Source organism: Enterococcus mundtii (assembly GCF_003957375.1).
Classification (GTDB): domain Bacteria; phylum Bacillota; class Bacilli; order Lactobacillales; family Enterococcaceae; genus Enterococcus_B; species Enterococcus_B spodopteracolus.
This window is the reverse complement of record NZ_CP025473.1, coordinates 1,237,961-1,261,523: the sequence shown is the minus strand read 5'-3', so window position 1 is coordinate 1,261,523 and position 23,563 is coordinate 1,237,961. Positions and strand designations below refer to the sequence as shown.

At 40.2% G+C, this 23,563-nt stretch carries 22 protein-coding genes and 1 pseudogene; 5 read left to right on the top strand and 18 right to left on the bottom strand.

The genetic code is table 11. The features are described from left to right. Positions 1-41 precede the first annotated feature (41 nt). The 3 genes from CYK55_RS06315 to CYK55_RS06305 all read right to left on the bottom strand — a co-directional run bounded on the left by CYK55_RS06315 (position 42) and on the right by CYK55_RS06305 (position 3,513). Positions 42-911, bottom strand: a complete 870-nt coding sequence (locus CYK55_RS06315; RefSeq protein ID WP_019724201.1) for a glucosaminidase domain-containing protein — start codon at positions 909-911, stop codon at positions 42-44. 257 nt (positions 912-1,168) lie between these two features. After that, the gene (tkt, locus tag CYK55_RS06310; RefSeq protein WP_126134059.1) at positions 1,169-3,163 is read right to left on the bottom strand and encodes a transketolase; all 1,995 of its coding nucleotides are present in this window, start codon (positions 3,161-3,163) and stop codon (positions 1,169-1,171) included. A gap of 98 nt (positions 3,164-3,261) precedes the next feature. Further along, on the bottom strand, positions 3,262-3,513 hold the full coding sequence (locus CYK55_RS06305; RefSeq protein WP_010735570.1) for a DUF896 family protein: 252 nt from the start codon (positions 3,511-3,513) through the stop codon (positions 3,262-3,264). A gap of 151 nt (positions 3,514-3,664) precedes the next feature. On the opposite strand from CYK55_RS06305, the gene lexA reads away from it, so the two are divergent. Together lexA and CYK55_RS06295 are read left to right on the top strand one after the other, a co-directional pair. Beyond that, a complete protein-coding gene (lexA, locus tag CYK55_RS06300; RefSeq protein ID WP_010735571.1) occupies positions 3,665-4,288 on the top strand; it encodes a transcriptional repressor LexA in 624 nt (207 codons plus the stop codon). A gap of 178 nt (positions 4,289-4,466) precedes the next feature. Next, positions 4,467-4,685, top strand: a complete 219-nt coding sequence (locus tag CYK55_RS06295; RefSeq protein WP_023519576.1) for a hypothetical protein — start codon at positions 4,467-4,469, stop codon at positions 4,683-4,685. A gap of 204 nt (positions 4,686-4,889) precedes the next feature. Here the strand turns inward: CYK55_RS06295 and CYK55_RS06290 are convergent, their stop codons facing one another. The 9 genes from CYK55_RS06290 to CYK55_RS06250 all read right to left on the bottom strand — a co-directional run bounded on the left by CYK55_RS06290 (position 4,890) and on the right by CYK55_RS06250 (position 14,866). After that, positions 4,890-5,402: an adenine phosphoribosyltransferase gene (locus CYK55_RS06290; protein WP_010735573.1), complete on the bottom strand. Its 513-nt coding sequence runs from the start codon at positions 5,400-5,402 to the stop codon at positions 4,890-4,892. A gap of 13 nt (positions 5,403-5,415) precedes the next feature. Then, positions 5,416-7,713, bottom strand: coding sequence for a single-stranded-DNA-specific exonuclease RecJ (gene recJ / locus CYK55_RS06285; RefSeq protein ID WP_126134058.1), 2,298 nt, complete (start codon positions 7,711-7,713; stop codon positions 5,416-5,418). 234 nt (positions 7,714-7,947) lie between these two features. Continuing rightward, positions 7,948-8,382: a LapA family protein gene (locus CYK55_RS06280; RefSeq protein ID WP_023519574.1), complete on the bottom strand. Its 435-nt coding sequence runs from the start codon at positions 8,380-8,382 to the stop codon at positions 7,948-7,950. A gap of 9 nt (positions 8,383-8,391) precedes the next feature. Beyond that, positions 8,392-9,180 carry an SDR family NAD(P)-dependent oxidoreductase gene (locus CYK55_RS06275; RefSeq protein WP_029594283.1) on the bottom strand — a complete coding sequence of 263 codons (789 nt, stop codon included), beginning with the start codon at positions 9,178-9,180 and terminating at the stop codon, positions 8,392-8,394. Further along, on the bottom strand, positions 9,177-10,118 hold the full coding sequence (gene rnz / locus CYK55_RS06270) for a ribonuclease Z (RefSeq protein ID WP_034689253.1): 942 nt from the start codon (positions 10,116-10,118) through the stop codon (positions 9,177-9,179). Before rnz ends, CYK55_RS06275 begins: the two co-directional genes overlap by 4 nt. Positions 10,119-10,269: 151 nt before the next feature. Next, entirely contained in the window at positions 10,270-10,857 is a 588-nt protein-coding gene (locus tag CYK55_RS06265) for a hypothetical protein (RefSeq protein ID WP_023519572.1), read from the bottom strand. Between the two features lie 264 nt (positions 10,858-11,121). Next, on the bottom strand, positions 11,122-12,435 hold the full coding sequence (obgE, locus tag CYK55_RS06260; RefSeq protein WP_034689254.1) for a GTPase ObgE: 1,314 nt from the start codon (positions 12,433-12,435) through the stop codon (positions 11,122-11,124). Between the two features lie 251 nt (positions 12,436-12,686). Next, on the bottom strand, positions 12,687-13,619 hold the full coding sequence (locus CYK55_RS06255) for an alpha/beta hydrolase (RefSeq protein WP_034689256.1): 933 nt from the start codon (positions 13,617-13,619) through the stop codon (positions 12,687-12,689). A 155-nt stretch (positions 13,620-13,774) separates the two neighbouring features. Continuing rightward, positions 13,775-14,866, bottom strand: a complete 1,092-nt coding sequence (locus tag CYK55_RS06250) for a DUF871 domain-containing protein (protein ID WP_126134057.1) — start codon at positions 14,864-14,866, stop codon at positions 13,775-13,777. Between the two features lie 186 nt (positions 14,867-15,052). Here CYK55_RS06250 and CYK55_RS06245 point away from each other — a divergent pair, with 186 nt between their 5' ends. Continuing rightward, entirely contained in the window at positions 15,053-15,805 is a 753-nt protein-coding gene (locus CYK55_RS06245; protein WP_126134056.1) for a peptidylprolyl isomerase, read from the top strand. Between the two features lie 461 nt (positions 15,806-16,266). Here CYK55_RS06245 and fabZ read toward each other — a convergent pair whose 3' ends face one another. After that, on the bottom strand, positions 16,267-16,707 hold the full coding sequence (gene fabZ / locus CYK55_RS06240) for a 3-hydroxyacyl-ACP dehydratase FabZ (RefSeq protein WP_010735583.1): 441 nt from the start codon (positions 16,705-16,707) through the stop codon (positions 16,267-16,269). 211 nt (positions 16,708-16,918) lie between these two features. On the opposite strand from fabZ, the gene fabI reads away from it, so the two are divergent. Then, positions 16,919-17,674 (top strand): enoyl-ACP reductase FabI, encoded by a 756-nt coding sequence (gene fabI / locus CYK55_RS06235; RefSeq protein ID WP_023519569.1) that lies wholly within the window; start codon positions 16,919-16,921, stop codon positions 17,672-17,674. A gap of 66 nt (positions 17,675-17,740) precedes the next feature. Here the strand turns inward: fabI and CYK55_RS06230 are convergent, their stop codons facing one another. Beyond that, positions 17,741-18,754: a branched-chain amino acid aminotransferase gene (locus tag CYK55_RS06230; protein ID WP_034689259.1), complete on the bottom strand. Its 1,014-nt coding sequence runs from the start codon at positions 18,752-18,754 to the stop codon at positions 17,741-17,743. Between the two features lie 176 nt (positions 18,755-18,930). On the opposite strand from CYK55_RS06230, the gene CYK55_RS06225 reads away from it, so the two are divergent. Then, positions 18,931-19,848 carry a mechanosensitive ion channel family protein gene (locus tag CYK55_RS06225; protein ID WP_010735586.1) on the top strand — a complete coding sequence of 306 codons (918 nt, stop codon included), beginning with the start codon at positions 18,931-18,933 and terminating at the stop codon, positions 19,846-19,848. A 279-nt stretch (positions 19,849-20,127) separates the two neighbouring features. Here CYK55_RS06225 and cbpB read toward each other — a convergent pair whose 3' ends face one another. The 4 genes and pseudogenes from cbpB to racE all read right to left on the bottom strand — a co-directional run bounded on the left by cbpB (position 20,128) and on the right by racE (position 23,432). Beyond that, on the bottom strand, positions 20,128-20,634 hold the full coding sequence (gene cbpB / locus CYK55_RS06220; RefSeq protein ID WP_010735587.1) for a cyclic-di-AMP-binding protein CbpB: 507 nt from the start codon (positions 20,632-20,634) through the stop codon (positions 20,128-20,130). Between the two features lie 106 nt (positions 20,635-20,740). Beyond that, positions 20,741-21,253, bottom strand: a complete 513-nt coding sequence (locus tag CYK55_RS06215) for a metallophosphoesterase (RefSeq protein WP_034689261.1) — start codon at positions 21,251-21,253, stop codon at positions 20,741-20,743. Further along, the gene (gene rph / locus CYK55_RS06210; RefSeq protein ID WP_034689339.1) at positions 21,254-22,606 is read right to left on the bottom strand and encodes a ribonuclease PH; all 1,353 of its coding nucleotides are present in this window, start codon (positions 22,604-22,606) and stop codon (positions 21,254-21,256) included. Next, positions 22,606-23,432: pseudogene (gene racE / locus CYK55_RS06205) on the bottom strand (glutamate racemase). Before racE ends, rph begins: the two are co-directional and overlap by 1 nt. Positions 23,433-23,563: the final 131 nt, after the last annotated feature.

Sequence of the window (23,563 nt, the reverse complement as noted above, 5' to 3'; positions counted from 1 at the left end):
CACATCTTATGATATGCCTCTATTTTTAAGTTGATATAAAGTTAGACATTGATTTCTTGTCCAACCAATAATGAATAATTTGACATCGTCATGCCATTTTTTGCCATCAGATCATCAACGGACATACCGAATTTTTGAGCAATATCCCAAAGTGTATCTCCAGAGACGACAGTATAAGTTTGGTTACTACTTGTCGTAGTCGTTGTAGAGGTTGTCGTACTAGTCGTTGTGGTACTTGTCGTACTAGTTGTCGTTGAACCAGTTGATGGTGTATCAAAGCGAGTCAGATTATATGTGCTGATCAATTCATTTAATTTGTATGCGTAATTAGGATCTGTTGCATAACGTCCAGTTAAATAAGCTGTTGCATCATAATAGCTGGTTGTATTACTTTTCCATACACCTGAATAATGATAATCGCCTGTCGAAAAACTAGTAGAACGTAAAACATTCGCATGATCTTGGAATGACTCCCAATAAGATGAATAGCGACGGAAAGGTTCGTTCATCGTAACCCATTGACCATTCAAATATTCTTGCGTATTCATATATACCACAGATTGACCTGCGCTACCTTTGACTCCAAATAAGTTGTAATATGGTGCACTTGATAATCCAGATGTACCATACGCACTTTCAAGTAATGCTTGTGCAATCATGACAGATGCATATAAGTCATTGCTTGCTGCAACTTCAGAAGCAGCCCATCCGATTTGATTGATAAATGCTTGCGGATCGGCAGAAGATGCGACATCTAATTCATCCGCACGTACAGTTTGTGGTGTTGCTGTGACCAACATTGGCCCAACTAATAGGCTTGTCCCCACTAAAGGTGCAATGGCTTTTTTATTGATGGTCATTTTCCTTTTGGGCCTATGGTGTCGAGCGCTACGGGTTCTCAGCTCTTGCATTCAAATTCCTCCTCAAATGAAACAGTAAATAAAACTTCCTCTTAAACGAAACTTAATCATTTAAATTATACGTTTTATTTTATTGAAACTCAAACGAATCTTCAATTATTTACTTTTTGTAATCTCAACGTAATCAAAAAGTAACACAAAAGTAACGACAATTATCCCTTTTTACTAATTTATACCTAAAAAAATAGAAAATTGGAGGCTTGGAAAAAATCTCCAAGCACTCCAATCGAACTGCTTTCAGTATTTGTCTATAATTGATTGAAGACGTTGACTACATTATCTACTGTAAAACCAAATTCTTCAAGTATTTTGTTTCCAGGAGCAGAAGCACCAAAGTGATCGATCGTAATCGTTTGACCTTCGATTCCTACATAACGTTCCCATCCAAATGAAGCAGCTGCTTCAATCGCAACACGCTTCGTCACTGCTTTTGGCAAAACACTTTCTTGATATTCCGCGGATTGTTCTTCAAACAAATCAAAACTTGGCATAGAAACCACTGAAACATCTTTTCCTTGTTCCGCCAATACTTTTTGCGCTTTGACAGCTAGATCCACTTCTGAACCTGTCGCGATCAAGATTCCTTCTGGTTGTTCCCCTTTAGCTGGTGACAAGACATAGGCACCTTTTTTAACCATATCATCTGCCACTTCTTTCGTTGATGGAAGAACTGGTAGATTTTGACGACTCAAGACTAAGATCGTTGGTGTATCTGTGGATTCCATCGCAACTTTCCACGCTGCACGAGTTTCGTTCCCGTCCGCCGGACGTAAGACATGGACACCTGGCATACTTCTAACCGAAGCCAATTGTTCCACTGGCTCATGTGTCGGGCCATCTTCACCTACTGCCACAGAGTCATGGGTCAAGACATAAATGACTGGCGTGTTTTGGATCGCTGCTAAACGCACAGCTGGTCGCAAATAATCGACAAAGACAAAGAATGTTCCTCCATAGATCCGGGTACCGCCATGCAATTGGATCCCGTTCATCGCTGATGCCATCGCAAACTCACGAACACCAAACCAAATGTTGCGGCCTTCATAGTGTTCAGGCGTGAAGTCTTTGTCTGCTGTGACCATCGTATTGTTTGATCCAGATAGATCGGCAGAACCACCCCAGAAGCTTGGGATCGCTTTTGATAATTCTTGGATGACTTCTTTACTTGAGACACGACTTGCTTGACTTTCACCTTCGTCATACGTTGGAAGTTCTGCATCCCAATTCTCTGGTAATTTCCCAGCAAAGGCATCTTCAAATTGTTGGGCTAATTCTGGATACGCTGCTTTGTATGCTGCGAACAGCTCACGCCAAGCATTTTCAGCTTTTTCGCCTTCTTCAACCATCGTTTGACGGAAGCGTCCCGCCACTTCTTCTGGTACGGTAAAGTCAGGGTATTCCCAACCATAGATCTCTTTGGCTTTTTGAATGCCTTCTAAGCCAAGTGGTGCGCCATGGACTGCAGAAGTTCCTTGGTTTGGTGCACCAAATCCGATGACCGTTTTCACTTCGATCAATGTCGGTTTGTCTGTTTCGGCTTTCGCTTCTTCGATAGCTTTTGAGATGGCTTCTAAATCATTGCCGTCTTTGACCAAGATATGTTGCCAACCATAAGCTTCATAGCGTGCGCCAACATTTTCAGTGAAGGCTTTTGAGGTTGGTCCGTCTAAAGAAATATCGTTTGAATCGTATAAAACGATTAATTTCCCTAATTTCATATGACCAGCCATCGAACTTGCTTCTTGAGACACACCTTCCATCAGGTCGCCATCACCACATAACGCATACGTATAATGATCAACGACGTTGAACTGATCTTTGTTATAGGTCGCTGCTAGATGCGCTTCTGCCATCGCCATCCCCACAGCCATCGCGATCCCCTGACCTAAAGGACCAGTCGTTGCTTCGACGCCGTCCGTATGGTTGACCTCAGGGTGTCCTGGTGTTTTTGAATCCCATTGACGGAATTGTTTCAAGTCATCAATCGTTACTTGGTACCCTGCTAAGTGCAACAAGCTGTACAACATCGCTGAACCATGTCCTGCCGATAAGACAAAACGGTCACGGTCTGCCCAGTTTTTAGAAGTTTTCGGATTCACTTTCAAGTGTTTCGTCCAAAGGGCATAAGCCATTGGCGCGGCACCCATTGGTAACCCCGGATGTCCTGAATTTGCTTTTTGTACTGCATCGACACTCAATGTACGGATCGTATTCACACCAAGCTGATCAATTTTATCAAACAATGTAACCCCTCCTGTAATTTAGGTTTTTTTTACCTATATTTCTACTTCTAATTTTATAGTATCTCCTCTAAAAAAGCAACGACTTTTAGTTTTTTTTACTAAAACTTGCTATTTCGGTCGTGGAGGCCTTTTTTCTTCTGGATTTCTTTCAATTTATCTGGTGTGACATCATTTCCATCGGGATCAACCACTTTCATCCCTTCAATATGATGTCTCATGCCAGAACGAAAGGCTGTCAGATATGCTTCTCGTAATTCCTTTTGCTCTTTGACTTCAGCTGGTGTCAATCCTTCTGCTTTTTTCTTTTTAGCTAACTGATTGATACGTTCGATTTTTTCAGGCGATAACACAACTATTCCTCCTCGCTTTTGCTTCTCCTACATCTTATATAAAAAATGAAAAAAAAACAACTACATCAATAGTCTTTAATGCGAACATTTGTTTGAAATCAAGTGTTTTCTATGGTACTATTTAGTTATCAAGTGAAAGAAGGTGTACCTTGTGGCCCGACAAACTGAAACAAGACAAATCGAAGTCTTAAGATATATTCACGAACAAGTGACCCAAAAAGGCTATCCACCGACTGTCCGTGAGATCGGAGAAGCTGTTCAGCTTTCTTCAACATCGACAGTCCATGGTCATCTTGCCCGATTAGAGAAAAAAGGCTTTATTCAAAGAGACCCTACGAAACCACGTGCAATCGAATTGACGCAACAAGGATTATCAAAAATTGGGATTCGCCCAACGACGATCCCTGTTCTCGGCGTTGTTACTGCCGGAGAGCCGATACTAGCTGTCGAAGAAGCTTCTGACTTCTTTCCAGTCCCACCAAACCTTTCCTCAGAAGAAGGCAGTCTGTTCATGTTGACGATCCGAGGAGAAAGTATGATCAATGCTGGGATATTGGATGGCGATAATGTCATTGTCCGCAAACAAGAAACTGCACAAAATGGTGATATCGTGATTGCGATGACTGCAGAAGACGAAGCAACTTGCAAACGGTTCTATAAAGAAAGAGATCATTTCCGTTTGCAACCCGAGAATGATTTACTGGAACCGATCATTTTAGATGAGGTGTCGATCTTAGGTCGTGTCGTTGGTCTGTACCGTAGTCATATTTATTGATAAGAAAAGAAAATTCAGTTATTTATCTACGAGCTTGAGATCACGATCTCAAGCTCGTCTTTTCCTCTTTTTAGTAGATATCTTTGTTCTTTTTGAACTTCCCTCTTTACAAACCGAACAAAAGTTCGTATACTAACGGTACGAACTTTTGTTCGCATTCTATAAAGAGGTGAAAATCATGAAATCAATGAGACGTTTTGGTTTAGTATTGATCGTTTTGTTTTTAGGTATTATTATTGGTAATTTTGGTCTACGTACAGCATTGTTGGTTTTTGTTCCTTTGTTTACATTGTGGTTTATGTTGTGGGATGAAAAAAAATACCGTCAATCACAACGTCGTCAATCCCATGAAGACTCCTTCTATCACGAAACCTATTACAGCTCCAGGCACTCGTAAAAGTAAATAAGATCGCTTCTATGAAAATTCCGTCCAAGCAAACGATGATCGCTCGTTTGCTTTTTTTAACGACAAACTGACTACCTACTCCTTGCACTCAATTGTTCCATCAATAAATTGAGGCTACTCATCCAACGAAAATCCCCTTCCGCAAACGATTCATCCGTTTGTGGAAGGGGGGTTTCTGTTCAATATTTTATTTGATTAATACTCCATCAAGGTAATCATGTCGTAGCCTTCGATTTTGTCACGACCATGCAAGTCCATCAACTCGATCAAAAAGGCACAACCCACAACAACTCCGCCAAGTTCTTCGATCAATTCGATCGTTGCTTTGATTGTTCCACCTGTTGCTAATAAATCATCACAGATCAAGACTCTTTGTCCTGGTTGAATTGCATCTTTGTGCAGCGTCAAGGTATCTGTACCGTATTCAAGTCCGTAAGTGACTTCGATCGTTTCACGAGGTAATTTTCCTTTTTTACGAACAGGAGCAAAGCCCACGCCTAATTCGTAAGCCACTGGACAACCTACGATAAATCCACGTGCTTCTGGTCCAACGACCATATCGATACGTTTTTCTTTCGCATAATCAACGATTTGCTTCGTTGCTTCACGATAAGCGTCTCCATCAGCCATCAATGGCGAGATATCTCTAAATATAATTCCTTTTGACGGATAGTCAGGAATACTGGCAATATAATTTTTTAAATCCACTTATTGTTTCCTCCTAGGTTGTTAACCATTCTTTTATTGTGGGAATGTCACTTAATAGTAAGAATTCCTCTGACTTGATTTTTTTTAATCGCTCCTGATAGCGGTCACTTGCAGTCAATGGATGACTCGCCGGATCTGCGACTTTCTCCAAAACACCATTGTTTATTGTAACAAACTTCAACTCAAAAAACACCTGTATCATAAAAATTAATAATTTTTGTGGAATTTTTAAATAATTGGCCATTGCACCTAATTTATGTCGGATATCGATCCGTTCTTGCGCATGGATCAGTTTGAAGAGTCGAGCATATTGTTCTCTTGTTCCTACACCGTTCAAGTATGCTTCATCAACAGAAATACCTAAAAAGTAAACTCGGCTAAAGGAGCCAAATGATAAGATCTCTTTCAAGTCGGTCAAATCCGTTGGACAATCGATCACGACTAATGCGTTTGGTTCATTTTCCTGAATCCATGATTGAATCATTTCTTTATCTGTCCAACGAATGATGTGTTTTTGTATCGACTCATTTAGTTCTTTGATCGATGCTTCATCAAACGCTAAATAGAACGGACTTTCGATGTCATTTGCTAGTGTTCGGTAACGTTTCGCTCGCCAATCAAATACTTGCAATCCTTCTACTTCAAAGTCAGAAATCATCAGCTGCGGTTTTTTGCGCCCATTCCATTCATTGATCGATAATTGTCCTACAATATCAAGTGAATCGTCTACAAATTCGTTTTCTTGAGGGCCAAAACCAAACGCGACAGCATCTAATTGACTATCTTCATCTATTAAAGAGAGCTTCAAGTGCTGTTGGTTCGAGCCGATTCGTTTCACATTTTGGACAGCAACCTGTTTGAATAAAAAGTTAGGTACAGGATTATCTGTTCCGAATGGTGCCAGTAATTTCAATGTGGCGATTTGTTCGACCGTTACATCTTTTGGGGAGACGATTTCATCGATCGCCAACACAGGACCTTTGGACAAGTCGATTTGCTTTTCTTCTATATAAGCATTCATCCGGTCTTGTAACTGAGGGATATTTTCCGTTGGCATTGTTAATCCGACTGCTGCATGATGGCCGCCAAAAAATGTAAACAATTCACGCATCTCATTCAGCATATCGAAAAGATTCAACGCTTCGATACTTCGACCTGATCCTTTTGCAACAGACTGGTCTTTGATATCTAGAACGATTGTTGGTTTTCCTGTTTTGTTCATGATTTTTCCTGCGACGATCCCTAGTACACCTTCATGCCAACCAGGATGTGCTAATAAATGGATCTGGTTCTCTTCATTGATCATCGCCAATGCTTCTGAGGTGATTTGCTCAACGATCGCTTTACGTTCTTCATTGACCGTTTGTAGCTGCTCGGCTAACGTCTGAGCTTGACTTTCATCGAATGTGGCTAGTAATTCAACCGCTGGATTAGGGTCTCCCATCCGGCCGATGGCATTCAAGCGCGGCGCAATCGAAAAACCGATCATCGTTTCATCCGCTTCATTCGCACGTACACTACTTTTCGCAAACAGCGCCTGTAAGCCTACTCGCTCGGTATGACGAATTGCCTCTAAGCCTAACGCCACTAGCGTCCGATTCTCATCGGTCATAGAGACAAGGTCAGCGATTGTGCCAATTGCGACTAAATCTAAAAATTCTGCTGGTGGTTCTTCCAACAAAGCGGTCGCTACTTTAAATGCGACACCGACACCTGCTAATTCTCCAAAAGGATAATTGCCTCGTGGATGGCGGGGATGGATGATTGCATAAGCCGCCGGTAATTCACTAGGCAACTCATGATGATCTGTCACGATCACATCTACTCCCTGCTGTTGTGCATAAACAATTGCTTCATGCCCAGCTACACCATTATCGACAGTCACGATCAATTGGGTACCTGCGGCTATTTTTTCTTGATAAACGGTTAGATTAGGTCCATACCCATGTTCAAATCGATTAGGTAAAAAGACTTCCACTTGGGCACCTAGCAACTCTAACGTTTCTTTCATGACGGTCGCACTGGTGATACCATCTGCATCATAATCTCCATAAACTAAGATCTGCTCGCCGCTGATCACCGCTTCTTGGATTCGGCTGATTGCCTTGTCCATGTCAAACATCAAATAAGGATCATAGAGTTTTTGTTCTTTTGGATGTAAAAACTGATGGATACTTTCTTCCTCTCGGTATCCTCTTTGCCACAGTAATTGACCGATCAAAGGAGACAATTGCTGCTGTTTGATTATTTGGATAAAAGATTCAGAAGGTGTTGTTTCATTGACCTTCCAATCAAAATTCGCTCGTCTCACATGCTCACCCCTAACTTAGTCATTATAGCAAACGTCTTCTCTAAAAAAAAGAATTTCAGAAGAATAGATTTTGACATATCCAACTAAAAGAAACCAAAGTAGACATAACAGATTCGTTTGCCCACTTTGGTTGCCTGCTAGAAATTGGATAAAAAATCCTCTAATAATTCCTAAGATAGTGATTTCTATCACTTTCTTTTATTTGCTTTTTAGAAAATCAACAGTGATCTTTGATTAATCAAAGTAATTAACACTTTGCTTTGGTGTTTGAGAAGGTGATTCAGAAGGTGTTTGCATTTGTTCGATCTGTATTTGCTTTGCTTGTAATTCTGCTTGATAGGCCGCTTCAAGTTCCGCACGTTCATTTCGAAATTGTCTTTGTTGTTCTTCTGTCGCCTCTTCGATTTTCTTTTGGATATCTGCTTGGTTCTCTGCTAATTCTTTTGTTAATTGTTTTAATTGTTTTTTCTGTTGCCATAATGTTGTAAAGGCTGTTAAAAATACAATCAATGCACCAATCAATGCTGAACCAATGATCACTAGAATCAATGGCGCATTAAAAGAAGCAAATCCAAAGCTTACAGGAACATTTTGATTGTTCAATACAGCGAACACGACAATAACAAGTACAAGTAAAAAACCAACGATCACACTACCTTGCTTTTTCATTTACTTCACCTACTTTTTATTAAAAATTCCACCTGCAAAATAATCCCCAATGGTTGGGAAAAGTGCATAAAATTTAGACGCGATTTCTAACAACACCGGCTGATTGATCTCACGTTTAGGATGTTTCATCGCTCGCACGATCGTTTGTGCTAATTTAGTTGAATCCAAAACTAAGTGACCGACTTTTTCCAAATAACTACCACTTGGATCAGCCTTATCAAAAAATTCCGTTTCGATTGGTCCGGGATTTACCGTTGTGACCGCGACTCCTAGAGGCTTCAACTCTAAACGTAACGCATTTGAAAAGCCCAAAACAGCAAATTTAGTAGCGGAATAGATCGTAGATTTAGCTGTCGCCATTTTTCCTGCCATAGATGCCACATTGATGATATGTCCCTGACGTCTTTCTGCCATATCGATCGCAAATTTTTGTGTCAATACCATCATCCCTAAGACATTGACTTCGAACATATCGTAGGCTTTTCCTAAGTCAAAGGATAAGAAATCCTCAAAGATGCCAAATCCAGCATTATTGACTAAAATATCGACACGACCGACCTCAGTCATCACCTTGTCGTACAATTCATCTACGCTGTCAGGATTACTAACATCTAGTTGAAACGCGTATGCTGGTTTTCCACTTAATTCTTGACAAACCGCCTTCACTTCGCCGATTTGTTGGATTCTTCTAGCACACGTGACAACGATTGCCCCTTGTTTTGCTGCTTCATAACAGATTTGTGCACCTAAACCACCAGAGCCACCAGTGACTAAAACGACTTTATTTTCTAAATTCAACTTTTTTCCTCCTCTTGAAACGGAACATCCACAACCTCAAAATCTTTCATGACTTTTGTATTTGGAAAGATTTCTTGTGCTTCTTGCTCAAGTTCTTGTGTTGCTTTCCCTAGATATCTCGCACTGATATGGGTCAGTAATAATCTTTGGACATTTGCTTCTTTTGCCACTTCTGCGGCTTGATGAGTCGTCGAATGGAAATAATTATGGGCCATTCTTGCCTCGTTTTTATTAAAGGTACTTTCATGCACCAAAACATCTGCGTTTTTTGCTAATATAACAGAATTGGTTGTTTTTCGGGTATCCCCTAAAATGGTCACGATTCGACCTTTTTTATCTGGGCCGACAAAATCACGTCCATTGATGAGCTGGCCATTGTCTAATTGGACCGTCTCCCCTTTTTTTAGTTTTCCATAGATGGGACCAGCTGGAATATTCAGTTCTTTAAGCTTATCCACTTGTAATTCGCCTTTATGATCATGCTCAACGATCCGATATCCGTAGCTATCGATGCCATGGCTTAATTTTTTTGCATACACAGAAAAGTGTGCATCCTCAAAAATGGCTTGATCTTCTGATAAATCATTAAAAACAAGGGGATAACCTAGTTTTGTTTGAGAAATCGTTAGCGCATTGCGTACAAATGCTTCCGTTCCTTTAGGGCCATAGATTTCTAATGGTGTTTCGCCACCCTGAAAAGAGCGACTACTGATTAAACCTGGCAAGCCAAAAATATGATCCCCATGAAGATGAGTAATAAATATTTTTGCTATTTTTCTTGGACGGATATTTGTTCGTAGAATCTGCATTTGCGTGCCTTCCCCACAATCAAACAACCAAATCTCATTTCGCTCGTCCAAAAGTTTCAATGCGATACTTGAGACATTTCGATGTTTAGCAGGAACCCCTGCGCCTGTACCTAAAAATTCTAGTTCCATAATTTACCTAACTTTCTATTCATTCTTATTAATTCTAGGGTAAAATCAGCCGACAATCAACTGAAATTCGCAGGATAATTTTTAGAAGACTGTCCCTATAAATGAAAAGAGTGAATAAGTACCACTATTCTTACATCCATTCTTTTTATCGTTATTCAGAAGGCGTAGTATCCTCTGAGCTATCGGTTGGCTTTTTGTGCTTTTCATCCCAATTTTTCTGTGCTGTTTCTTTTGCATGTTTTTCTACCTCAGTTGCATCATGAACATCTTGTTCTACTTCTTCATAATCCAATCGAGTGATTTCTCCACCTAATTCCATCATCACAAGTTGGTTCAATGGTCGGTTGTCCTCTTCTTCTGCGATCAAGATCAGACCTGTTGCGCCTTCGCCGATCTTATTTCCGACAAAATCAAACACTGTCTGTGCATCTTTGATTTCCTTGGCATCTTGGCTCGCACCAATCATTCCGCCCGCAAACCATCCTAGCAAGATCCCTAATGGGCCACCTAAAACGCCAACTAGCATTCCGATCAGACCACCTTTAGAGGATTTATTGTTCCCGGTAAAATCTAAGAAGTCTTCGATTTTGAATTGATGGGCGCCATTAGACTGATGGCTGATGACCGCCATTTGTTCGCCTTTGATCGCTCTCGTCATGTGAAGCTTCTTGATTTCGGAAAATGCTTGGTAAGCTTGACTTTCTAACTCAAAATTCAATATGATCACTCGTTTGCTCATGGAGATCGCCTCTTTCTCATTTTCTTTTAGTGTACCTTGGAATAAACAAAAATAAAAGAGAAAACCTTTAAAAAATAACGCAGTGTACAAAAAAAGGAGTTTGACATTCGTCAACTCCTTAAATCCAATAAAGGTTCTACGAAAGCCAGCTCCTAAGAGAGTAAGTCAAACCCCAAAAAAATGAATGATTATTTTCTCAAATTTTGCCTTATTACTTGGAACTGAACGGCTATCTAGTCACTTAAATATGTGGTGTATCTAATATTATTCGACAAATTCAAACTCAAACTCACCAATACGCACCAAGTCACCATCTTTTGCACCTCTGGCACGCAAGGCTTCATCGACACCCATCCCACGTAATTGGCGAGCAAAACGCATCACCGTTTCATCGTGGTCAAAGTTAGTCATTTGGAACAACTTCTCGATTTTCTCACCTGACAATACCCATGTCGCATCTGGTTCACGATCGATCGTAAATTCAGGACCTTCTGGATTGAAGCCATAATGAACGGTTTCTTCTTCGATTTCTTCCTCGTATAATGGGAATTCTGGTGTTACTTCCAACAGATCGGCTGTCGCATTCAGTAAGGCATCCAGTCCTTTACGAGTCACGCCAGAAATCGGGAATACTGGGATGTCATCGGCAAATTCATCTTCTTTGTTTTTATTTAGTTGTTCTTTGAATTTCACTAGATTTTCTTCTGCATCCGGCATATCCATCTTATTTGCTACAATGATCTGTGGACGCTCTAACAAGCGCAAGTTATGAGAAGACAACTCATGGTTGATCGCCAAGTAATCTTCGTAAGGATCGCGCCCTTCCATTCCACTCATATCGATCACATGCAAAATGACACGAGTACGCTCGATATGACGTAAAAACTGTGTGCCTAATCCGACGCCTTGTGAAGCTCCTTCGATCAGTCCGGGAAGATCCGCCGCCGCAAAACTACGTCCGTCACTTGTAGTGACCATTCCTAGATTTGGCACAAGGGTAGTAAAGTGATACGCCCCGATTTTTGGTCTTGCCGAAGAGATCACAGAAAGCAAGGTCGATTTCCCAACAGAAGGAAAGCCTACGAGACCTACGTCTGCTAGTACTTTTAATTCTAATTCGATTTTACGTTCTTGCCCGGGTTCGCCGTTTTCAGCAATTTCCGGCGCAGGGTTTCTTGGAGAAGCAAAACGAATATTTCCGCGACCGCCGCGGCCACCTTTTGCTACTACTAAAGTCTGGCCATCTTCAATCAAATCTCCTAAGAGTGCCCCTGTTTCTGCATCACGTACAGTTGTTCCTTGAGGAACTTTGACATACGTATCATCAGAACCACGTCCATGCATTCCTTTACTCATGCCATTTTCACCGGGCTGAGCCTTAAAGTGCCGGTTGAAACGGAAGTCCATCAACGTGCGTAAGCCTTCATCAACGACTAAGATCACATCGCCTCCTTGACCGCCGTCACCACCAGCCGGTCCTCCATCAGGTACATATTTTTCTCTACGAAACGCAACCATCCCGTCTCCGCCTTTACCAGCCTTCACGTCGATTGTTACTTGATCTAAAAACATGGACATATTATCGTCCTCCTATTTCCTTTTATCTATTCTAACTATACTGACTACCTGAATTTCCACAATAAACACAAGTCCTGTCTATTTTATCGGTGAATGGCCCGTTTGTCCATCATTAAACTGAAAGTTTCACGGAAATTCCTGACTCTTTCTTTATTTTACTGCAAGAACGAATGGAGACAAAATAAAACGTTGTGACCAAAAGTTTCAAGAAAGTTCTTAAAGTTCTTTAAGAAACACTTTGGTCACAACAGTTATTTTACATATTTTTCTAGGAAACTACTTACAGTCTTTTGATAATTCTCAGGATCGATCGAATATGCTTTGGCATGCTCTGCTCCTGGGACGATATATTTTTCTTTTGGTCCGTTCGTCGCTTGGTAGACTTTGTCCAACATTTCGTAAGGAACAAATGTATCCGCATCCCCATGGATAAACAGCATAGGTAATTGGTTTTTTTCTAATTGTTTGATCGCATCAGCTTCCCCAAAGAAATAGCCGGCTCTGATTTTTGTCATCAAGCTGGTTACTTGGATCAGTGGAAACGGTGGTAAGCTAAATAATTCATTGAGCTGATAAGCCAATTCTTCGTTAACAGAGGAATAACCGCAATCTTCGATGATCGCTTTAACATTTGTAGGCAGTGATTCTCCGCTAGTCATCATCACAGTCGCTGCCCCCATACTAATACCGTATAGAACGATTTCTTCCGATTGACCGTTTGTTTCAAGCACTTGATCGATCCATTTCACATAATCTTTCCGTTCGTGCCAGCCAAAACCGATATAATCCCCTTCACTTTTTCCGTGTCCACGCGCATCAGGTACTAATACGTTATAGCCAAGATCATGGAACATCTTTGCGTAATTTGCCATCGTTTCTGCATTGCCCATATATCCATGAGCCACAATCGCCGTCTTATGACTGTCTGTTGCTGGTAGATAAATGGCTGATAGCTTCAACCCATCCGTAGATGTCTGTTGCCACTCTTTACGATTGTCAGGATTCGCAAACCAAGATTGTGCACTCGATTCTTCATTTGTTTTTGTTGTGCCAGGAGTATCGCCTTCTAAAAAGTCTTTTTCTGAAGGAACAACGGCATAGTTATAAAAATAATTGCCCGCAAAGACTAATACGACTGTCACGAGTAATGTCACACCGATTAAAATTTTGATCCAAAGTTTCATCTTATACCTTCCTTGCTTTTACATTGATGTACTGTCTAAAATCAGTATAAACAAAGAGGACGTGTGATGCAATCTAGAATAAATAATAATCGTCATTAAAAAGACCCGCAAAGCGATCAGAGCTTTACAGGTCTTTTCAATATTTAATTGTACAATTATTTACTTTCGATCAACTTGAAGTTTGACCATGGTTTCAAGAAATCAAGTAAGAATAACTCATCGTCTGAGATACGTCCGACGACATTCACTCGTCCATCATTTTTCATTTCTTTTAAAGCAATTTGTGTTTCGCCTTTATATTGACCATAACCAACGTTATCGATCAACACATCCCCACGGGTCATATCTTTCGTATTATGCGCTGGGAATGGTTTGTCTTTGTAATAGATGCGTGTCATCGTTGAACGCAAAATATACTCTGAGCGATCCCCACGATAACTATGAAGATTATCGAATAGACAAATACGTTCATCTTCTGTGATATCTTCTGCTACATCCACTTTTAATGTAGGATAACTTGCAAAGAAGGATTCAGACATTGCGCGCAATTCCTCTTCACTCGCATAAGCATTTCCTACTGAGATATCATCAATCAAACCTGTCAACATCAAGTGTTTGACTTGCGTCGCGATTTCAAGATCACGATGGTCTTCTAGTGAACAAAGTCCGTCTTGCGTCGGCCATGGGCCAAAGTCGGCTGTTTGTGAATTTACGAATGCCATCGTATTCAAATTATATTTGCGGAATTTCTCTGAACAAGCGACAAAGTGATCATATCCTAGACCAGAATAACGATGAGGGTAAAAGTTATGTGAACCTAGTAAGTTATCTGTGTTCGGCGAATAGCTCATGATATTGTCAACATAATTCGTGCCTGAACTCATATTGATCTCGATTTTGATATTGTATGGATTTCGAGTCATTTTTGCTTCTTCAGCTCCAGTAAATCCAATATCAAGACGAATGCCGTCAGCCCCCATCTCATCAAAGAACGATAGATCATCATAAGTGATCTCTAATTGTTCAAATAATGCTGGGTTGATATCCACCATGACTTCCATCTCTAATTGATTGGCATAATCGACTACCTTTTTAAAGTCTGCTAAGACTTTTTCTTTATCGTCTGCAATTTGTAATAAACTTGTGAATACACGTTTAAATCCGTATTTATGTGCTAAATCTAAATATTCTTTGTCCTTTTCAAACGTTGAACGTTCTGGATAAATTGAAATTCCTAATTTTCCCATGTGTTGATACCCTCCTGGATGTGCGTTTTTGTATCCACTTACATTATAACAAATCGCTTTCAAATGGTCTACACCTTTTGCTATTTATTAAATAATTTCGCTTATTGTTCGAAAAAGTGTAGGTATTTATCTGATAATTTGCTATCATTAAAGATAACAACGAACAAAAAAAGAAAGGAATTACTTATGAAACACAAAAAATTATTTTTAACTATGAGTATGACTGCAACGCTATTATTTGCAGCTGGTTGTACGTCGAACGGTTCAGATACCGCCTCTTCAAGTACGAAAGAATCTACAGAAAAAATAACAGAGACTAGCACTGTAGAGAGCATTGATTTAAATTCTTTAGAGTTACCTCAATTGAATACAGAAGTCGCTGATAATGAAGATCTAGTTGAAATGGTCACAACCAAAGGAACGATCAAGATCAAATTATTCCCAGAGCTTGCACCAAAAGCTGTAGAGAATTTTATGACTCATGCCAAAGATGGCTACTACGATGGCGTCACTTTCCATCGTGTCATCCAAGACTTTATGATCCAAGGTGGCGATCCTGAAGGAAACGGAACTGGTGGAGAAAGTATTTGGGGAGAAGGTTTTGAAACGGAGATCTCAAACCAACTTTATAACATCCGCGGCGCCCTTTCAATGGCTCGTACACAAGACCCTAATAGTAATGGTAGCCAATTCTTCATCGTACAAAACTCTGATGATATGCATGATGGTTTATTGAAAGATGATTACCCACAAGCCATTATTGACGCCTATAAAAACGGCGGCTACCCTAGTTTAGATGGTGAATATACGGTCTTTGGTCAAGTCGTTGAAGGAATGGACGTTGTTGACGCGATCGCTGCTGTCGAAACAGATAGCTCAGATAAGCCAAAAGAAGATGTGAAGATCGAAAAAATCAATATCTTACAGGAAGCAAAATAAACACATATTTGATCACTTTCTACTGAAACATCAAAAAAGGTCGGGACAGAAGTGTTCAGCCTCGAGAAATAAGGTGCCATCCACGAAAATTATTTTTCAAATTTTGTGGATGGCGCCTTATTTTTCGAAGAGGTTACTTTTGTTCCCGCCGTTTATTCGGTTATAGGTGGGTGAGGGTGAACGAATGTCCTACTTCCATTTTTACTAAAAAAACTTTTGATGGCTGGGGCTTTCAACTATTTTTTATATTTTCGCTAAAAAATAGTTGTTTTCATTTTCACCTTTAGTAAAACTTAACATTTTGAAAATAGTCTTAAATAGACAAAAAAAGATCATCCAAGAATAGAAAACTATTCAGAAGATGATTCTTTTTTGCGGAAAGCTACTTTCCGCTCCCCAATTGCCATATCTATTGCTATTTTTAGAACCTATCTATGGGTTCCTAAAATTTATTTTTATCTTTATGCTTGCTCATTGACGATAAATGTAAATTCACATTCACACACTTTTTTATCGTCAACAAAAGCTTCAGAAATCGCAGTCCCTACAGGTCCTTTCATTTTGATGATCTCAAAATGACACTTCATCACATCCCCAGGAACGACTTTTTGGCGGAATTTTGCTTTGTTGATCCCACCGATATACGCACGTTTCCCTAGGAACTCTTCTGATTTTAAAATCAAGATCGAACCTGCTTGTGCAAGGGTTTCTAGGATCAACGCTCCGGGCATGACAGGATTGTCAGGGAAATGCCCTTGGAAAAAATCTTCATTGATCGTTACATTTTTTGTTGCAATGATTTTCTTTCCTGAATCGATCGAATCCACGTAATCGATGTAACAAATTGGGTAACGGTTTGGAATAAGATCCATTACTTCCGTTGCTGATAATGCGTATGACATAGTTTACTCCTTCTTTCGGGCAATTGCCGTAATCAATACTTTGATTATCAAAGTATCATATTCTTGATTATTTGGCAATCATTTTTTATTCCTCAAAAAAATAGTTTGACAATCAAAGCATTTTACTGAATAATAAGAAATCAAGAAGTTATTTTTTTTGCACTTATATTATCGTCAAACAAAACTTTTATTGAATCAAAGGAGTGTCTATATGTCTTTTTTAGAAGGAAAAAAAATCGTGATCATGGGTGTTGCGAATAAACGCAGTATTGCTTGGGGTTGTGCGGAAGCAATGATGCAACAAGGCGCTGAGATCATCTATACGTACCAAAATGAACGTATGAAAAAATCGCTAGTCAAATTAGTCGGTGAAGATGCCTTCACTGTAGAGTGTGATGTTGCTAGCGATGAGAGCATCGAAAAAGCGATGGATACGATTGGTGAATATGCCGGTGAAATCCATGGTTTGGTCCATGCTGTTGCTTATGCCAACAAAGAAGAGCTTTCAGGTAACGTTTCTGATATTTCAAGAGAGGGTTATCAATTAGCACAAGACATCAGCAGCTATTCATTGATCGCTGTATCGAAGTATGCCCAAAAATACTTAGCTCCCAACAGCGGCATCGTAAGTATGTCTTATCTTGGTTCACAACGAGCGATCCCTAATTATAATATGATGGGAATCGCAAAAGCTTCACTAGAAGCTGCCATTCGCTACTTAGCCGCTGAATTCTCACCTAAAGGAATCCGTGTCAATGGGATCTCTGCTGGTGCGATCAAAACGTTAGCAGTTACTGGTGTGAAGGATTACCAAAAATTGATCGAGTTATCCGAATCACGCACCCCCGATCAACAAGGTGTGACGATCGAAGAAGTCGGAAATACTTGTGCTTTCTTGATCAGCCCCCTATCTAGCGGGATCATCGGTGATATCATTTACGTAGATAAAGGTGTTCACTTATCTTGATCCAATAAAAAATCAGCCCTCCAACGTGAGAGCTGATTTTTTTGTAGTTATTTTTAAAGCCAGTCATTATTCGACGACTTCGATCCAACCTTCTGGTGCTTCGATATCCCCAAACTGGATACCCGTCAATTCTTCATATAAACGCTTAGTTACTGGTCCTACTTCTGTCTCACTGTAAAAGACATGTAAATCATTTTTATAGTAGATTCCACCAATCGGTGAAATCACCGCTGCGGTTCCACACGCACCTGCTTCTGCAAATTGATCAAGTTGATCGATGTAGATGTCTCCCTCAACTGCTTTAAGCCCTAAACGTTCTTCCGCAATCTGCAACAAGGAATACTTCGTAATACTTGGTAAAATCGAAGGCGATTGCGGTGTGATGAACTGGTTGTCTTTAGTGATACCAAAGAAATTCGCCGCGCCGACTTCTTCAATTTTTGTGTGCGTCGCTGGATCTAGGTAAACGCAATCTGAATAATTTAATTCTTTCGCTTCAGTCCCTGGTAATAGACTTGCTGCGTAGTTACCTCCTACTTTGGCAGCTCCTGTTCCATTAGGTGCCGCTCGGTCATAGTCAGAAACGATAAAGTTCGTTGGTTTCAATCCACCTTTGAAATAGGCTCCTACAGGCGTACAGAAAACAACAAACAAATACTCAGGCGCTGGATGAACACCAATGTTTTCTCCAACCCCGATCAGGAAAGGACGTAAATACAACGTTGCGCCTGAACCATAAGGTGGCACAAAGGCTTCATTTGCCTTTACGACTTCTTTTACTGCATCAACAAACATTTTTTCTGGAACCATGGGCATCAATAAACGTCTGGCACTCTGGTTCAAGCGACGACTGTTTTGCTCTGGACGGAATAAATTGACCTTTCCATCTTTTCTACGATAAGCTTTTAATCCTTCAAAGCACTGTTGGCCATAGTGAAGTGCGGGCGATCCTTCATGGAGTGACAGATAATTATCCTCGGTCAATTCGCCTTTTCCCCACTCGCCATCTCTCCATTTGGTAACGAAGCGCCAAGGTGTTTTGATGTAAGAAAATCCTAAGTTATCCCAATCTATTTGCATGTTCATACCACCAATCGTCAGTTTTGAAATATTTTAGCACTATCTCTCCCATTTGTCATCGTTTATTTTAACCACTTGTTATTGCAATTCTCACCTCGGACTTATTTTATGATTTATTTTGATTTTTATGCTGTTCTTGTTACAATACAAAAGAGACTAATTAGAAAGGGGATTTTATGTTTTCATTCATTGCAACAGCAGAAACAACAAGCTCAACTGGAGAAAATTTGACTGATCAAGCGGTTAGTCAACTCAATGCATTCCAACGTTTTTGGAATAATATTGATTGGGATGGGATTTTTTCTACAATGATCCAAAAAGGATTATTCCTTATTTTTTTGATTATTCTTTTTGGACTCATCAATCGAATCGGTAAATACTTGATCGACAAATCTTTTAAACAATATTCAAAAAAAACCGTTCTTAACGGTAGCCGCTTAAAAACATTACAAAGTCTTTTAAATACCATTTTCAATTATACGATTGGCTTTTTCTTTATTTATGCCATCCTATCCGTGATCGGTGTGCCGATTGGTTCACTATTAGCCGGAGCAGGGATTGCCGGAGTAGCCATAGGTTTAGGGGCACAAGGCTTTATGAGTGATGTGATCACTGGCTTCTTTATCATCATGGAACAACAAATGGACGTTGGCGACTATGTCAAATTAACGAATCTTACCATCGAAGGAACCGTGGTATCCGTTGGTATCCGGACACTGCAACTCAAAGGTGTTGACGGTACCGTTCATTTCATTCCAAACCGTAGTATCACAACGATCAGTAACCTGTCTCGTTCCAATATGCAAGTCGTTCTTGATATTCGTATCGTTCCGGAAGAAGGCTATGATAAGATCTATGAGATCATTCAAAAAGTTAATGAAACGTTAGCTGTAAAATACGAAGAGGAATTACAAACTGAGCCATCGATCTTTGGATTGGTCGATATCGGCAACAGCAACTTTGCGATTCGGACGATCTGTTACGTTTTAAATGGTAAACAGTTCGAATTGAAAGAAGAATTTTTGAGTTCATATGTCAAAGAACTGACAGCTGCCGGTTACAGCATCCCAAATACACCAATCGTATTGAAATAGTTTATGTAGTGTATACGCCGGGAGTGGGACATTAGCCCTCTCCTACCACCTAAAACCGAATGGACAGAAGTGTTTAGGTTTGACCTCTTTTTTTAGTCATTAGAAAAATGTCTAAAATGACTAAAGTATTTGATTCCCAGGACAAACTTGATTACCACTCGTGCCATTCCTTAATACTTCAAATGAAGCGACATCCAAAAGTTAGAAATATAATCTAACTTTTGGACGTCGCTTCGTTTGTTTTATGTCTTTATATTTTGTGAGTAGGATCAATTACCTTTAACTAACGATATCGATTCTTTCTCTTAAATCATCTACATCTATTTTAGGTGATACAATATTTTGACGTTCTAATTCGTGTACCATGTAATTAACTGCTTTCAATAACTCTTTTCGTGTGATGATTCCTTTGAACACTTTATCCTCTGTGACAACTGGCAAGAACGAAGCATCCACTAGTAGATGAAGAACTTCTTCTAGTTCCCAATTTTCATCAATGGTTGGTACATCGGTTTCCATTACATCAGCAACTGTTAGGCCTTCTAATGGTTCCATACTGATTGTTTGTAGGTCCATCATCTTATTGACAACATTCGACAGACTGACTAGACCAACAAAGCGATCATCTTTCCCTAAGACAGGGATTTTAGTGTAGCCAACTTTCGATAAAACTAATAGTCCATGCGATAACGGATGTTGATACATAACATTTGCCACGTTTTCTGCTGGAACCAAAAATGTCTCTTGATTTTGTAGTAATAACTCTCTTACAATTGGTCCAATCATGTATTGGCCCTCCATTTCAAATTCTTTCAATATCTCTATTTTACCGAAAACGGATGCAAAATCTATACAAACATTTCTTTTTTTAGCAAAAATTAGAGTTTGTTTGTCAGCGTTTATATTCAAATGCCATGTTATCGATTTTTTTGTGCGATCGATTATAGTATTGGACAGCAAGTGTCTCTTTCGTACTCTCAATGATTGCGTAAGCTGGGATTTGGATCATTCCTCGAGGTTGGGAAATGCTTCCTGGATTCAAGAACAAGATACCTTCTTCAAATTCACACCCTAGTTGATGGGTGTGACCAAAAAGAGCAATCGTTGCTTGTTGCTCTTTTGCTTCAAGGGCTAACTGAGTCAAACCAAAGCGGACATTCGATAAATGGCCGTGGGTCATATATACCCGATCAAGCCCAGTATCTACAACTCGTTTGGTCTCAAAGTCTGTACCGAAATCACAATTGCCTTGTACACCGTGATAGGTTTCCCAAACTTCATCTGTTGCGTCAAGTTCTGAATCACCGCAATGAAAAAAATAATCAACTTGATTTTGGTATTGGGTCAGTAATTCTTTGATGATTGCTCGATCCCCATGATTGTCACTAACGACTAAATAACGCATCTACTCCACTCCTTCCAACCAAGCCTGCCAAACTTGGCTTAGTTTTGCCATGGCCAAGCCTCGGTGACTGTGGTTATTTTTTTCTTCACTTGAGATTTCTGCCGCTGTTTGAGTGTACCCATCAGGAATGAACAACGGGTCATAGCCAAAGCCATTTTCGCCTTTAGGTATCCGACCAATTCGTCCAGGCCACTCTGCTTCCACTACTAAACTTTCTTTATTTGGTTCAGCAAAAACCAACGTACAATGAAATTGTGCGGTGCGTTCTTCATCAGCTACATCGGTTAATTCAAAAAGCAGTTTTGCGTTATTTGCCGCATCACTCTTATGTTCGCCAGCAAAACGGGCAGAATAAACTCCTGGTCTGCCACCTAACGCATCGACTTTCAGGCCAGAGTCATCCGCCAATACTGGCTGATTCAATACTTGAGCAATCGTTTCTGCTTTTAATCGGGCGTTTTCTTCGAATGTGGTACCTGTTTCTTCGACATCAGGTATCTCAGGATAATCAAACAATGTTTTGACTGTATAGCCTTCCTTCGCAAATAAGGTACGGAATTCTTCTGCTTTGCCTGCGTTTCGAGTAGCAATCACAATCGTTTTTTCTGTCGGTTCAGGCGCAGGGTCTGACCATTCACTCAACAAAACATTTTTTTGTTCAAAGATCAGTGATTCGATCGCTGTTTTGCCATAAACAAGCATTTCGTTCAATTGTTCACCATCAAAGGCAGCTTCTTCGCCTGTCCCTTGGATTTCCACAAATTTGCCCGATTCCGTCATCACTAAGTTCATATCGACTTCCGCTGCAACGTCTTCGTGATAATCCAAATCAGTCACACATGTCCCATCAGCTAAAATCCCTACACTGATAGCGGCTAAATGTTCTTTGATTGGATCATTCGTTAACACTTTTGTCTGTAATAATTTTTCGATTGCTAATTTTAAAGCCACAAATGCACCGGTAATACTTGCTGTTCGAGTGCCACCGTCTGCTTGGATCACGTCACAATCAACGATGATACTGCGTTCACCAAGTTTCTCGAGATCGATGACCGTACGCAACGAACGACCGATCAAACGTTGAATCTCCATCGTCCGTCCACTTAACTTACCTTTGCTACTTTCACGACGATTTCTCGTATTCGTGGCGCGAGGCAACATACTGTATTCTGCTGTCACCCATCCTTTACCAGTCCCTTTTAAAAACGGGGGGACTGTCTCTTCAACCGTTGCCGCACAAATCACTTTCGTATCGCCAAAGCTGATCAAAACTGATCCTTCTGGATGTTTCAGCACATTTGTTTCAATCGTGATTTTACGTAAATCTTGGACATTTCTTCCGTCATGACGCATCATTGCTCTTTTCCTCCTAAATCAATCGATTCAACGATCAGTTCTTTTAATCCTAACCAATCTTGGGCAATCTCATGGAACATTTTAGCTGATCCTGTCGTATAAAACTGACAAAGCGTTCGGCCATTTTGTGGTGAATTACTGATTTCAAAATAGTCAAGTAACATTGAAACTTCGCCAATCGTTTCTGCTCCTGAATCGATCAGCATGACTTTATCCCCATAACATTCTGAATGATCGGGCGAAGGAGCGGATAATGGGTGCAACCTAGAATCAAGGTGTCGATCCCTTTTACTTCTAATGGAGCTAAAGTTTGGGCCACGATTTTTTTCGCGACTGATGATCGGTATTCTTTACTTTCTACGACTGACACAAACTTTGGACACGCCAAGCTAGTGACTTTCAGTTCGGGTGCTTTATCTAGCAAGGCTGTTTCGTAAGCGGCACTTTTGACGGTTCCAATTGTTCCAATCACCCCTACTCGGTGATTTTTCGTTTGTTTGACTGCCGCTCTCGTTCCTGGCAAAATCACACCGATCACTGGAATCGAGAGTGTTGCTTTGATTTCTTCTAATGCGACCGCAGTTGCCGTATTACAGGCAATCACAAGCATCTTTATGCCTTTTTCAACTAAATAATTCGTCATTTCCCATGTATAAGCGATCACTTGCTCTGCTGGTCTTGGTCCATATGGACAGCGCGCGGTATCGCCAACGTATAATATGTTTTCATTCGGCAATTGCTTCAATGCTTCTTTGACGACTGTAAGACCGCCAACCCCTGAATCAATAAAACCGATCGGACGTTTATCTGTCAATCGAATCATCCTTTTTCAAAAAATTCTACCTTCTATATTGTGGACTTTTTGACGTGATTTATCAAGTCCTACAATCTGCTTTCCTGCTCTTTTCCCATATGACGACCCAACACGTGTCCCGATGAAATTTTTGGATAATG